Raw genomic sequence first — 13,226 nt, forward strand, 5'->3', positions numbered from 1 at the left:
TGAAGACATGAAGAAGCGGGCAGGCGGAGCGATCCGCCTGCCCGCAATCGTTTCAGCCGTTGGTGAGCGAAAGCGCTTCTTCCGTGTAGCGCTTGCCGGCCACCTTGTCCGGCGACAGGGCCGCCCCGATGTCGGCCACCTCTTTGTCGCTCAGCGCGATCTGCGCTGCCGCCACATTCTGTTCCAGATGGGCGATGCGGCGCGCGCCGGGGATCGGCACGATGAATTCGCCCTGATGCAGAACCCAGGCCAGCGCCAGTTGCGCTGCCGTCACGCCCTTGCCTTCTGCCATCTGTTCCAGCAGCGTCACGAGCCGTTCATTGGCCTCCATCGCCTCTGCCTGAAAGCGCGGCAGGGTGCGGCGCCAGTCGTCTTCGCCCAGTGCGTCGGCCTTGCGGATGGCGCCGGTGAGCAGACCGCGCCCGAGCGGGCTGTAGGGCACGAAGCCGACACCGAGTTCCCGGCAGACGGCAAAAATCTCGTCTTCCGGCTCGCGGCTCCACAGCGAATATTCGCTCTGCACGGCGGCGATCGGGTGAACCGCGTGGGCGCGCCGCAGGGTCTGTGGGCTCACTTCCGAAAGGCCGAGCGCGCGCACCTTGCCCTCGCGCACCAGATCGGCCATCGCGCCCACCGTATCCTCGATCGGCACCGAGGGGTCGACGCGGTGCTGGTAGTAGAGGTCGATGACATCCGTGCCGAGGCGCTTCAGCGAGGCTTCCGCGACCGCCTTGACGTGCTCGGGGCGGCTGTCCACGCCCGTCATGCGCCCGGCCCCTGTGCCTTCGTCGCTGATCCTGAAGCCGAACTTGGTGGCGATGGTGACCTTGTCGCGCACGCCCTTCAGCGCCTTGCCGACGAGACGCTCGTTCTCGAACGGACCATAGACTTCCGCCGTGTCGAAGAAATCGACACCGATCTCCACGGCCCGGTGTAGGGTGGCGATGGAGTCTTTTTCCTCCTGTCCGCCATAGGCGAAGCTCATGCCCATGCAGCCGAGGCCGATGGGATTGACGGTGAGTTCAGTTCCAAGTTTGCGTGGTTGCATCTGCAAGCCTCCTGTGTGGGATGAGGCAGAGATAGGAGCCGGATCATCGTTCGATAATCCGTTTGTTTGTGCATTGGCTGTTCTATATCTTCGATCAATGTCGCGAAACCAGCTTTCTCATCTCGCCGTTCTTTCGGTCGTTGCGCAGCACGGCAGTTTCCGCGCCGCCGCGCGTGAACTGGGCATTGCCCCATCGGCCGTCAGCCACGCCGTCTCGGTGCTGGAGGCGCGGCTTGGGGTGCGGCTGCTGGCCAGAACCACGCGCAGCGTCGCCCCGACCGGCGAAGGCGCTGCCTTGCTGGAACGGTTGCGGCCGGCGCTCTCGGAAATAGACCTTGCGCTCGAACAGGCGCTCGAAGCGCGCGACAGGCCGGCCGGAAAGCTGCGCCTCAACGTGCCGCGCACCGCCGCCGAGCTGGCACTCGCACCGCGCCTTGCCGCCTTCGCCGCCGCCTATCCGGACATCACGCTGGAGATCGTCAGCGAGGACCGCTTTACAGATGTCGTGGAAGGCGGCTTCGATGCTGGCGTGCGGCTCGGCGAAAGCCTGCAGCGCGACATGATCGCCGTGCGTATCGGCCCCCAGCTGCGTGGGGCGGTGGTGGCCGCTCCCTCCTGTCTCGCGGGCAGGGAGTTGCCCTTGCATCCGCGCGACCTCGCCAATCACCGCTGCATCCGCTTTCGCTTTTCCAGCGGCGTCATCTATCGCTGGGAGTTTGCAAAGGAGGGCGAGGAGATCGTCATGGATGTGGACGGTCCTCTGATTCTCGGCGAAGACCGGGTGATCGTGCAGGCCGCGCTCGATGGCGCAGGCATCGCCTTCCTCTTTGAAGATTATGTGCGCCAGCCTCTGGCGGACGGGCGGCTGGTGCGCCTGCTGGAGGACTGGTGCCCGCCCTTCGACGGCTTCTTCGTCTACTATCCCAGCCGCAAGCAGATGCGCCCGGCGCTCAGGGCCTTCGTGGATTTCTTTCGCTGGCGCGGCTAAAAGGTAATCTTCCGGCCGCTTGGCTTTTCCGCTCCTTTGGGGCAAATCCGGGCCGATAATTCTGGAGGCAGGACCATGTTCCGCTGGGGTGTCCTTTCGACGGCGAAGATCGCGCGCGAGCAATTGCTTCCGGCCATCGCCGGTTCCGACAATGGCGTGGTGTCGGCAATCGCCAGCCGCGATCAGGCCCGCGCCCGGCAACTGGCCGACCGGTGGAACGCACCCCATGCCTTCGGCTCCTATGAGGAGCAGCTGGCTTGCCCGGAGGTGGACGGTGTCTACATTCCCCTGCCGACCTCGCAGCATGTCGAGTGGACGGCGAAGGCCATCGGGGCCGGCAAGCATGTGCTGGTGGAAAAGCCGCTGGCGCTGAAGGCGGAAGATATCGCCCTGCTGATTGCGCTGCGCGATCGGCACAAGGTGCTGGTCAGCGAAGCCTTCATGGTCGTTCATCATCCGCAGTGGATCAGGGTGCGGGAACTGATCGCGGAAGGGGCCATCGGCCGGCTGCGCCATGTGCAGGGCGCTTTCTCCTATTTCAACGTCGATCCGCAGAACATGCGCAACCGGCCCGATCTTGGCGGCGGCGCGCTGCCCGACATCGGCGTCTACCCGACCGTGACGACGCGCTTCGCAACGGGGAGCGAACCGCAGCGCGTGCAGGCCACCATCGAGCGCGACGCCACCTTCGGCACAGATATCTATTCCTCGGTGCGCGCCGATTTCGGCACCTTCGAGCTGTCCTTCTATCTGTCGACGCAGATGGCCGCGCGCCAGATCATGGTCTTCCATGGCGACAGGGGTTTCATCGAGGTCGCTTCGCCCTTCAACGCCGGGCTTTATGACGACCATGTGGTGACGCTGCACAACCAGAACCACGATGCGGCGCAGCTGTTTCGCTTCCCCGGCGCGCAACAATATCGCCTTCAGGTCGAGGCGTTCGTGCGGGCCGCTCGCGGAGGGACAGACCGCATCTTCACGCTGGAGGAATCGGTGCTGAACCAGAAGGTCATCGACGCCATCTTCCGCGCCGGCGAACATGACGGCTGGGAGCCGGTCTGATCCCCCGATGAGCAAGATTTTATTGCCGGAACTTCCGGTCACCGCCGTTCTGGCCGATCTGGGCACAGCGTTGGAGCATGGCAACAAGGCGGTGCTGGTTGCACCGCCAGGCGCCGGCAAGACGACGCTCGTGCCACTCAGCCTGCTCGATGCCGGCTGGCGCGAGGGCGGCACCATCGTGCTTCTGGAACCGCGCCGGCTGGCGGCGCGCGCCGCGGCACGACGCATGGCCTCCCTTCTGGGCGAGGAGCCGGGCGGCGTGGTCGGCTATGCCATGCGCATGGAAAAGCGCGTGTCGGAGCGCACCCGCATCCTTGTTGTCACCGAGGGCGTGCTGGCGCGCATGATCCTCGACGATCCCGAGCTGCCCGGCATCAAGGCCGTCATCTTCGACGAGTTTCACGAACGCTCGCTGGACGGCGATTTCGGCCTCGCGCTGGCGCTCGACGTGCAGGGCGCGCTGCGTCCCGATCTGCGCCTGCTGGTGATGTCGGCGACGCTGGATGGCGCGCGCGTGGCAAAATTGCTTGACGGTGCCCCGGTGATCGAAAGCGAGGGCCGCGCCTTTCCCGTCGACATCCGCTATCGGGAACGCCCCGCCGGCACGCCGGTCGAGGATGCCATGGCCGCCGCCATCCGTGCGGCCCTGTCGGAAGAGGCCGGCAGCGTGCTTGCCTTCCTGCCCGGCCAGCGCGAGATCGAGCGCACCGCCGAGCGGTTGGAAGGCCGCGTCGCGGCCGACACCGACATCGTGCGGCTCTACGGCATGATGGATGCGAAGGCGCAGGACGCCGCCATCCGCCCGCCTGTCGCCGGCCGGCGCAAGGTGGTGCTGGCCACGGCCATTGCCGAAACCTCGATCACCATAGATGGCGTGCGCGTCGTCATCGACAGCGGACTGGCGCGCCTGCCCGCCTATGAGCCGGCCAGCGGCCTCACCCGGCTGGAGACGGTGCGCGTGTCGCGCGCCTCGGCCGACCAGCGCGCCGGGCGTGCCGGGCGCACGGAGCCCGGCGTGGCGATCCGGCTGTGGCGCACCGAGCAGACGGCGGCGCTTCCCGCCTTCACGCCGCCCGAAATCCTTGCCGCCGACCTCTCCGGCCTGTTGCTGGACTGCGCGGCGTTCGGCGTTGCCGATCCCGCAAGCCTTGCCTTCCTCGACCCGCCGCCCGCTCCTGCGCTCAACGAGGCGCGCAATCTTCTGCGCACGCTGGACGCCATCGATGGCGATGGCCGCCTGACCGGAGCCGGCCAGGCGATGCGGCGCCTCGCCTTGCCGGTGCGGCTTGCGCATATGGTGGCCGAGGCTGCCCGAAATGGGCATGAGCGGGACGCGGCCCTTCTCGCCGTGCTTCTGACCGAGCGCGGGCTTGGCGGCGACAGCGCCGATCTGGAACGGCGGCTGATGCGCTTTGCCGGCGAGAAATCACCCCGCGCCAATGCGGCGCGGCAATTGGCGCAGCGGCTGGCGCGTAGCGCCGGCGGAGGCGTGAACAGCGACGCCCCATCCTCGCCCGGCGCGCTGCTGCTGCATGCATGGCCGGATCGCGTCGCCAAGGCGCGCGGCGAGCGCGGGCGCTTCGTGCTCGCCAATGGCTCGGGCGCGATGCTCGACGCGGCCGACCCGCTGGCTGCGGAACCCTTTCTCGTCGTCGCGGACTTGCAGGGCAAGGCGCAGAATGCGCGCATCACGGCAGCGGCTGCGGTCGGCGAAGACGACATCCGCGCCTTGCTCGGCCACGCCATCGAAAGCCGCCGCGATACGCTGTTTGATCTCGAGCGCCGCAGCGTGCGGGTGCGCGAGCAGAGCCGGCTGGGCGCCATCGTGCTTGCCGAGCGCATGCTGCCCGCCCCGACTGGCGACGAGGCGAATGAAGCCGTGCTCGATGCTGTGCGTGCGCACGGTGTCTCCATCCTGCCATGGGGCAAGGAGGCAACGGCACTGCGCCAGCGGCTGTCATGGCTGCACAAGGGTCTTGGCGACCCGTGGCCGGATATGAGCGACGAGGCGCTGACCGCCCGGCTTGAGGATTGGCTGCTGCCCTTTCTCACCGGATCGGCCTCGCTCGCCTCCATCAGCGGCAATGCGTTGACGGCCGGGCTGACCGCGCTGGTGCCGCACGATCTTCAGCGGCGCATCGATGCGCTGGCGCCCACCCATTTCGATGCGCCATCGGGCAGCCACGTACCGGTCCGCTATGACGGCGAGCAGCCGGTTCTGGCCATCCGCGTGCAGGAACTGTTCGGCCTCGCTGCCCATCCGGCTATCGCCGGCGGCACGGTGCCGCTGACGCTGGAACTGCTGTCGCCGGCGCACCGGCCGATCCAGACCACGCGCGACCTGCCGGGCTTCTGGCGCGGCTCATGGGCGGATGTGCGCTCCGACATGCGCGGGCGCTATCCAAAACATGTCTGGCCGGAGAACCCGCTTCAGGCACAGGCTACCAGCAGGGCGAAGCCTCGCGGAACCTGAAATGTTTTGACCGGCCGCACGGGTCGGAGCGCTTCCCAAGGGGCATCGAGAAATTCTGACGCAGGGGCAGCAGGAACGTCTGTTCTGCTTTTGCAATTGTCTGCAACCTGAGTGCACCCAGAGCTGGTATTTGTTCCTGTATTGTTCTTGCATGCCGTGAAAAATCGTGCTTTCCTGTATGCCTGACCAAGGGGAAGGTTCGGCCTGACGGGCGAGGTCGGGTTTTGACGTCGTGGTGTGCGCTCCGGGGACGCACAGGGGGAGGCATAGCATGGTTTCACGCGTGCGAACGGTCGCCTTTCAGGGCATCGAGGCCGTGCCCGTCGACGTGCAGATCATGGTGGCGCCGGGAAAGGTGGGCATGTCCATCGTCGGCCTGCCCGACAAGGCGGTCGCGGAAAGCCGTGAGCGTGTGCAGGCCGCCCTTCATGCGTCCGGCCTGTCGATGCCCGCCAAACGCGTGACGGTCAATCTGGCGCCTGCCGATCTGCCCAAGGAAGGCAGCCATTACGACCTGCCGATCGCGCTGGGGCTGATGGCCGCGCTCGGGGTCATTCCGGGCGAGGCGCTGAGCGCCTATGTGGTTCTGGGAGAACTGTCGCTGGATGGCGCCATCGCTTCGGTCGCCGGTGCGCTGCCGGCAGCGATCGCCGCCAACGGAGAGGGCCGGGGCCTGATCTGTCCGCATGATTGCGGGGCCGAAGCGGCGTGGGCCGGTATCGAATTTGACCTTCTGGCGCCGCGCAGCCTGATCGCGCTTGCCAATCATTTCCGGGGCACGCAGGTGCTCACGCGGCCTGAGCCGGGCGTGCGCGCCGGCAGCGCCGATCTGCCCGATCTGGCCGACATCAAGGGGCAGGAAAGTGCGCGCCGGGCGCTTGAGGTGGCGGCCGCAGGCGGTCACAATCTGCTGATGACCGGCCCGCCGGGCTCGGGGAAATCCATGCTCGCCCAGCGGCTGCCGTCGATCCTGCCGCCGCTGTCGCCGCGCGAGTTGCTGGACGTGTCGATGATTGCGTCTATTGCCGGGGAACTGGCGGGCGGGCGGCTTACCGATCGCCGGCCGTTCCGGGCCCCGCATCATTCCGCCTCGATGGCGGCGCTGGTGGGCGGCGGGTTCAGGGCGCGTCCCGGTGAGATATCGCTGGCCCATCACGGCGTGCTGTTTCTGGATGAGTTTCCTGAATTTTCTCCGCAGACCCTCGATGCGCTGCGCCAGCCGCTCGAAACGGGTTCCTGCATGATCGCGCGCGCCAATCACCGCATCAGCTACCCGGCACGGATCCAGCTGGTCGCCGCCATGAATCCCTGCCGCTGCGGCATGGCTGGCGAACCGGGTTTTCGCTGTGCGCGCGGCGAGCGCTGCCGCACGGAATATCAGGCCCGCATCTCCGGACCCTTGCTGGACCGCATTGATCTCAGGATCGAGGTGCCTGCGGTTTCGGCTGCCGACCTGATCCGCCCGGGAAAGTCGGAAGCGAGCGCTGCCGTGGCCACGCGCGTGGCGCGGGCGCGCGATCTCCAGCGAGCCCGTTTCGAGGCGCTGGGTGCCGATGGAGCGCTGACCAACGCCCAGTGCCCGCCTTCGCTGATCGAGGTGGTCGCCACCCCCGATCAGGGAGGAATGATGCTTCTGCAGGATGCCAGCGAAAAGCTCGGCTTCTCCGGCCGCGCCTATCACCGCGTGCTGAAAGTTGCGCGCACGCTGGCCGATCTCGACGGCAGCGAGGGCATCGGCCGCATCCATGTGGCGGAGGCGATCTCCTACCGCATGGAGACCGGGCTCATGGCGAAGGCTGCATAGTTTTGCCTCCGGGCTGCCGGCCTGAGTGATCATCGGGCGCGTGGCAGCTTCCCTGTGTGTGTGTGTGTGCGGAGCTCGGCAAGGGACGGTTGGCGGCGCTTGCCGTACTGATCCGCGACGGTTTTTTCCGGCGTGGTGAATGGCACTTGATCGGATGGCGGCGCAGCAGGTGTCGGCTGCACCGGATTGGAGCATTTCTGCTTTTTCCCGGATCGCAGAAATGCTCCGATCCTTTATTTTCGCGCAATGCGGAGCGCACAAAACCGCAGTGCACTTCTGCTGAAATTGCTACAGCGCACGGAGCATATGGGGCGGGCGCGAAAATGAAAAAGCCGGCGAGGTGCGCCGGCTTTTGTCGGGTTCATTCGGTCGAAGGTCCGTCAGATGCGACCCTTCCACGGGATGAAGACCTTTTCCAGATGGCGGATGAGCAGGTCGAAGGCGAAGGCGAAGACGCCGATCACGATGATGCCCATGATGACGGTGTCGCTTGCCAGATATTCGGCTGCATTCAGCACCATGAAGCCGAGGCCGCGGCTGGCCGCCACCATTTCGGCCGCCACCAGAGTCGTCCAGCCGACACCGATGCCAATGCGCATCCCGGTGAAGATTTCCGGCAGCGCCGCCTTCATGATGACCTGAGTGATCACCTGCTGGCTGGTTGCGCCCATCGCATAGGCGGCGTGGATCTGTTCGGTCGAGACCGAGCGCACGCCGGCGCGGGCCGCGATCGCCATCGGCGCGAAGATGGCGAGGAAAATCAGGAAGACTTTTGGGAACTCGCCGATGCCCAGCCAGATGATGACCAGCGGCAGATAGGCGAGCGGTGGCAGCGGCCGGTAGAACTCGATGATCGGGTCGAGCACGCCGCGAACGACCCGGTTGACGCCCATCAGGATGCCGATCGGAATGGCCGTCACGCAGGCCAGCGCGAAAGCGCCGAAGACGCGGCCGAGGCTGGCAAGCGTGTGTTCGATGAGCGTGGAGTTGGCAACGCCGTCGGTCATGGCAAGGATGAACTTGTTGTAGACGGCAATCGGAGAAGGCAGGAACAGCGGCCTCACCCACCCCATCGAGGTGACGAGGAACCACAGCGCAATCAGCACCAGTGCCGTGATGAGGCTGATATGGCCGCTGTAGCCCTCGCCCGGTGCGCCATAGACCTTGCCGGGTTGTGCGGATTTCGCCTTGGACAGCCGCTCAAGCATGGGCCAGCTCCGGATTTCCTGATGCTCGCTCGTCGCCATAGATAATCCCCAGTATGGTTTCCCGCATTTCGATGAAGTCGGGGCTGGACTTGATTGCGCGCGCATCTCCGCTTTCGAGGAAACGGCGGTTGAAGTCGAGTTCGTAGGTGTGGGTGATGCGGCCCGGCCGTGGCGACATGACGATCAGCCGCGAGCCGAGGAATAGCGCTTCCTCGACACTGTGGGTGATGAAGAAGAACATCTTGTTGGTGTGCTGCCAGACCCTGAGCAGCAATTCCTGAATGGTCTCGCGCGTCAGCGCGTCGAGGGCGGCCATCGGCTCGTCCATCAGCAGCATGGCCGGGTCGCAGGTCAGCGCCCGTGCAATGCCCACGCGCTGCTGCATGCCGCCGGAAAGCTGGTAGATCATGTGCCTGTGGAAGTCCTGCAGGCCGACCAGCGCCAGATTGCGCACGGCGCGCTCGCGTCTCTGGTCCTTCGGCACGCCCTGAAGCTTGAGGCCGAATTCGGTATTGTCGATGACGTTGAGCCAGGGCAGCAGCGCATGCTTCTGGAACACCACGCCGCGGTCGGCGCCCGGGCCGGTGACGCGTCGGCCGCCCAGCGTAATGTCGCCGGCGGTCGGCGCCATGAAGCCGGCCATCAGGTTGAGCAGCGTGGTCTTGCCGCAGCCGGAAGCGCCCAGCGCCACCACGAAGTCGCCGCTGTGGATCGTCAGGTTGACGCCCTTCAGTGCAATCACCGCTTCGTCCGAGTGGAGACCTGGATAGGTCAGGTTCACATTGCTTATGTTGAGCGTTTCCATGTCTTGCCTTCTCGCACCATGTCGTCAGGGCATGCGCCGGTGGCTACAGGACCGTGGCGGCCCCGTATGGGAACAGCCGGCGGCGTTAGAGCATCGGGCCGAAACGTGGAATCCGGATTTCGGATATTCCGATGCTCTGTCAATAATTCAGATCGTCCTTTGTGCGTCCGGATGGACGCATGGCGATCCCGCCGCCGGCCGGTCTTGCAGCCGCTACTTCGAAGCCGCCGTCGCGAAATCCGCGTTCACGAAGGGGGCGTAGTCTTCCAGCGCGTGGTCGATCTGCTTCTGCTCGACCAGGAATTTAGCACTTTCCGTGAAAGCGCGCACCGCGCCGCTTTCGGCGCCACCCCCAAGCCAGACATTGGAGGCCTGCTCCTCGGCGCTCGGGAAGACGAGGAGATCAAGGGCTTCGACCACATCTTCGGGCGAGCCGCCGATCATCCTGACGATGCCCTGCACCTCCGGGGAATCCGCCGTCCACTTGTCCTTGTTCATGGCGTAGTCGGCATAGGCGTCAGCCAGCACTTTGGTGAAGGCGTTCATGAATTCGGCGTTTTCGGCCGCGAACTTGCGGTCCACGACAATGGCGTCGAATGTCGGCACGCTTTCCTTGCCGATCACCTCGGAGTCGGAGATGACCTTGCCGGTCTTGAGGATTTCGGAGAGAGCCGGCGGCCAGACATAGGCGGCATCGATGTCGCCACGCTGCCATGCGGCCACGATCTGCGGCGGCTTCATGTTGAGGATGTTGACCTCGCGCGGATCGATGTTCCACACCTTCTCCATGCCGACCAGCAGATGGAAGTGCGAGGTCGAAACGAACGGAACGCCTACTTTCCTGCCCTTCAGATCTTCCGGTTTTTCGATGCCGGAGCCTTCGCGGGCCACCAGCGCTTCCGATTTGCCGATATTGTCGAGGATCCAGAAAAGCTGCATGTCGACGCCGCGCGTGGCGGCTGCCGCAGCACCCGTCGAGCCGATGACGCCGATCGGCACGTTGCCGGAAGCAAGCGCGGTGGAAATATCGCCCGCCGACGAGAACTGGCGCCAGTCAACCTTGTAGCCGGTGTCCTTCAGTGCTTCGTCGAAGCGTCCGTCGGCAATGGCCGCCACGAACGGGCCGACGATCTGCTGATAGCCGACGACGATCGTCGTCTGGGCGAAGGCAGCCCCCGCATAGAGGAACGATGCTGCCATCGAGGCAGCGCATGCAATGCCTTTCAATACCTGAAACGGTTTCATCGATTATCTCCCATTGAAACAGCGGAATTCCGTTGGCCCGCCAGAGGCTGCGACTTCGATGTTCGCTTTCTTCAGCCGTTCTGACTCTAGGTGAGCCTCTGCGCACACCTTATATCCAATTCAAAACTTCAATGAGTCCAATGACCATCACCCATGCCCTCCCGGTCTGGGGAGGGGGCGTGCGCCGGCCGCAATGCCCTTGAAATCATGTGGCACGTGCTAAATCTTTGCCTTGTTGTCGGGTGAGGGGCAGTTTTGCCTCTGCAAGGGATGCTCTTGTAAAGGCAGGAAAATACAGGAATTTTAACTTCTGGCCCGGAATGGTTATGTCTTGTATGTGGCCGGTGCCATCAGCCGGTGAAGTTCGCAGAAATGCCGGGAAAGCTGGGTCCGCTATGGGTAAACAACCATTGTCTCGACACGTGTGCATGCCCTTGCTTGCTGGTGCTCTTGTTGCGTGTTGTTCCCTGAATGCGGCCAGGGCCGAAAATCTCGCGGTGACGGTGCAGACTGTCGGCTATGCGAGCTACAGCCAGCCTCTGGAAATTTCGGGCGACATCCATGCCCGCCTCAATGTCGATCTTTCATTTCGGGTCAGCGGCCAGATCGTGGAGCGCACCGCCGATGTCGGCACCCATGTGAAACCGGGTGATGTTCTGGCGAAGCTCGACGATGCCGAGCAGCAAACCAACCTGCGCGCCGCGCAGGCATCGCGCGATGCGGCGCAGGCTCTGCTGGTCGAGGCTGAGGCCACCTATCAGCGCCAGCGGCAGTTGCTGGATCAGGGCTTTACCACCAGAAGCCGTTTCGATCAGGTCGAGCAGCAATGGCTGACCGCGAAAAATACGCTGACCAGTGCCGAAAGCGCGCTGGAGAATGCCCGCGACGAGCTTTCCTATACCGAATTGCGCGCGCCCTCGGCCGGCATCATCACGGCACGCAATGTCGAGGTGGGGCAGGTGGTGCAGGCAGCGCAGGCCGCCTTCTCGCTGGCCGAGGACGGGGGCCGCGACGTGGTGCTCGATGTGCAGGAAACGCTCGTCAATCACGGCCCGCCCGGAACGCCGGTCACGCTCAAGCTCCTGTCTGATCCGTCGGTCGAGGCGAGCGGCCGTGTCCGGGAGGTTTCGCCGGTGGTCGATGCGCGCACCGGCACCGTGCGGGTCAAGGTGGAAATCATCGATCCGCCGCCGCAGATGGCGCTTGGCGCGGTGGCCACGGCTGCCGTGCATCTGCCGGTGAACGATGTGGTGGTGCTGCCGTGGAGTTCGCTGACTTCCGATCGCGGCCACCCGGCAGTGTGGCGGGTGGCCCCCGATAGCAAAACCGTGTCGCTCGCGCCGGTCGAAGTGCTGGCCTATGAGCGCGAGCGCCTGATCCTTCGCTCGGGGCTGGATGAGGGCGCGACAATTGTGGTGAAAGGCGGCCACATGCTTCATGAGGGACAGGTCGTCGACATACTGAACGAGCAGCCCGCCGGCGGTGAGGGGAAGTGATCATGATACGATCCGTGTTCCTGCGTGTGCTCCTTGCATCCACCCCGCTTCTGGTTCTTTCCGCCTGCAGCGAGGCTGAGGCGCCCGAACCCGAAGCTCCGCCGCGCCCCGTGATCTACACCATCGTCGAGCCCAGCCCGGTTGCGGAAACCGGCTTTACCGGCACCATCGAACCCCGTTACAGCACCGCACTCGCGTTTCGGGTGCTCGGCAGGCTCACCAGCCGCCCGGTCAATGTCGGCGACCTTGTGCAAAAGGGCGATACGGTCGCAGCCATAGATCCCTCGGCCCTTGATCTCTCAGTACAGTCTGCAAAGGCCGATCTCGCCAGCGCCGAGGCGCAGTTTGCGAGTGCGGCGGCGAGCGAGGAGCGGCAGAGCGCGCTGCTGGCTTCCAGAAGCGTATCGCAGGCGGTCTACGATGCAGCCCGTCAGGCGCGCGACAGTGCCGCCGCAGGGCTTGAAAAAGCGCGTGCGGGATTGAACAAGGCCGAGGACCAGCGCAGCTATGCCCGGCTTCGCCCGGATTTTGATGGCGTCGTGTCCGAAGTTCATGCCGAGGTGGGCGAGACGGTGGCGGCCGGACAGCCCGTGCTGACGGTGGCGCGTCCGGACATCCGCGAAGCCGTGGTCGACGTGCCTGACCGTCTGAACGGCCTGCTCAGTCCAGGCACCGAATTCGAGGTGCGGCTGCAGGCCGATCCTTCCGTCACCGGCAAGGGCAGGGTTCGCGAAGTGGCGCCGCAGGCCGATCCGCAGACGCGTCTCCGTCGTGTACGGATCGAGCTTCAGGACCCCGAGCCGGGCTTCCGGCTGGGCGCCACCGTGCGCGTGGCGCACCGGGCCGCGGAAACCGCGCCCGTCGTGCTTCCGCCCGGCGCTCTCTACGAAAAGGACGGCGCAACGTCCGTATGGCTGGTTGATCCGCAAAGCCTTCAGGTGACGCGTCGTGCGGTCGCTGTCACTCAGCGCACGCAGGCAGGCTTCGTGACGGATGACGTGCCGGTGGGCAGCCATGTGGTGACAGCGGGCGTTCATGAACTTGTCGAGGGCCAGAAAGTCCGGCTCGCGGGAGAAGGAAAGCGCAATTGAAGGGCT

At 65.2% G+C, this 13,226-nt stretch carries 10 protein-coding genes; 6 read left to right on the forward strand and 4 right to left on the reverse strand.

Annotated features, from left to right (window positions below):
* Positions 1–52: 52 nt before the first annotated feature.
* A complete protein-coding gene (locus HNR59_RS04830) occupies positions 53–1,048 on the reverse strand; it encodes an aldo/keto reductase (protein WP_183826721.1) in 996 nt (331 codons plus the stop codon).
* Positions 1,049–1,145: 97 nt separating this feature from the next.
* Between HNR59_RS04830 and HNR59_RS04835 the strand changes: the two genes are divergently transcribed.
* From HNR59_RS04835 to HNR59_RS04850, 4 genes are all read left to right on the forward strand, one after another.
* Complete coding sequence (locus tag HNR59_RS04835) at positions 1,146–2,036, forward strand: LysR family transcriptional regulator (protein WP_183826724.1); 891 nt, start codon at positions 1,146–1,148, stop codon at positions 2,034–2,036.
* A 75-nt stretch (positions 2,037–2,111) separates the two neighbouring features.
* Complete coding sequence (locus HNR59_RS04840) at positions 2,112–3,098, forward strand: Gfo/Idh/MocA family protein (RefSeq protein WP_183826726.1); 987 nt, start codon at positions 2,112–2,114, stop codon at positions 3,096–3,098.
* Positions 3,099–3,105: 7 nt separating this feature from the next.
* Positions 3,106–5,571, forward strand: a complete 2,466-nt coding sequence (hrpB, locus tag HNR59_RS04845) for an ATP-dependent helicase HrpB (RefSeq protein WP_183826729.1) — start codon at positions 3,106–3,108, stop codon at positions 5,569–5,571.
* Between the two features lie 271 nt (positions 5,572–5,842).
* On the forward strand, positions 5,843–7,375 hold the full coding sequence (locus tag HNR59_RS04850) for a YifB family Mg chelatase-like AAA ATPase (protein WP_183826732.1): 1,533 nt from the start codon (positions 5,843–5,845) through the stop codon (positions 7,373–7,375).
* 380 nt (positions 7,376–7,755) lie between these two features.
* On the opposite strand, the gene HNR59_RS04855 is transcribed toward HNR59_RS04850, so the two are convergent.
* From HNR59_RS04855 to tauA, 3 genes are all read right to left on the reverse strand, one after another.
* Positions 7,756–8,583 (reverse strand): ABC transporter permease subunit, encoded by an 828-nt coding sequence (locus tag HNR59_RS04855; RefSeq protein WP_183826735.1) that lies wholly within the window; start codon positions 8,581–8,583, stop codon positions 7,756–7,758.
* Positions 8,576–9,388 carry a taurine ABC transporter ATP-binding protein gene (locus tag HNR59_RS04860; protein ID WP_183826738.1) on the reverse strand — a complete coding sequence of 271 codons (813 nt, stop codon included), beginning with the start codon at positions 9,386–9,388 and terminating at the stop codon, positions 8,576–8,578. The genes HNR59_RS04855 and HNR59_RS04860 overlap by 8 nt, the downstream gene beginning before the upstream one ends.
* Before the next feature lie 213 nt (positions 9,389–9,601).
* Positions 9,602–10,633: a taurine ABC transporter substrate-binding protein gene (tauA, locus tag HNR59_RS04865; protein ID WP_183826741.1), complete on the reverse strand. Its 1,032-nt coding sequence runs from the start codon at positions 10,631–10,633 to the stop codon at positions 9,602–9,604.
* Positions 10,634–11,130: 497 nt separating this feature from the next.
* Between tauA and HNR59_RS04870 the strand changes: the two genes are divergently transcribed.
* On the forward strand, positions 11,131–12,129 hold the full coding sequence (locus tag HNR59_RS04870; RefSeq protein ID WP_343060667.1) for an efflux RND transporter periplasmic adaptor subunit: 999 nt from the start codon (positions 11,131–11,133) through the stop codon (positions 12,127–12,129).
* 2 nt (positions 12,130–12,131) lie between these two features.
* Complete coding sequence (locus HNR59_RS04875) at positions 12,132–13,220, forward strand: efflux RND transporter periplasmic adaptor subunit (RefSeq protein WP_183826747.1); 1,089 nt, start codon at positions 12,132–12,134, stop codon at positions 13,218–13,220.
* Positions 13,221–13,226 lie beyond the last annotated feature (6 nt).

Origin of the sequence: Aquamicrobium lusatiense (assembly GCF_014201615.1) — a bacterium.
GTDB classification, from domain to species: domain Bacteria; phylum Pseudomonadota; class Alphaproteobacteria; order Rhizobiales; family Rhizobiaceae; genus Mesorhizobium; species Mesorhizobium lusatiense.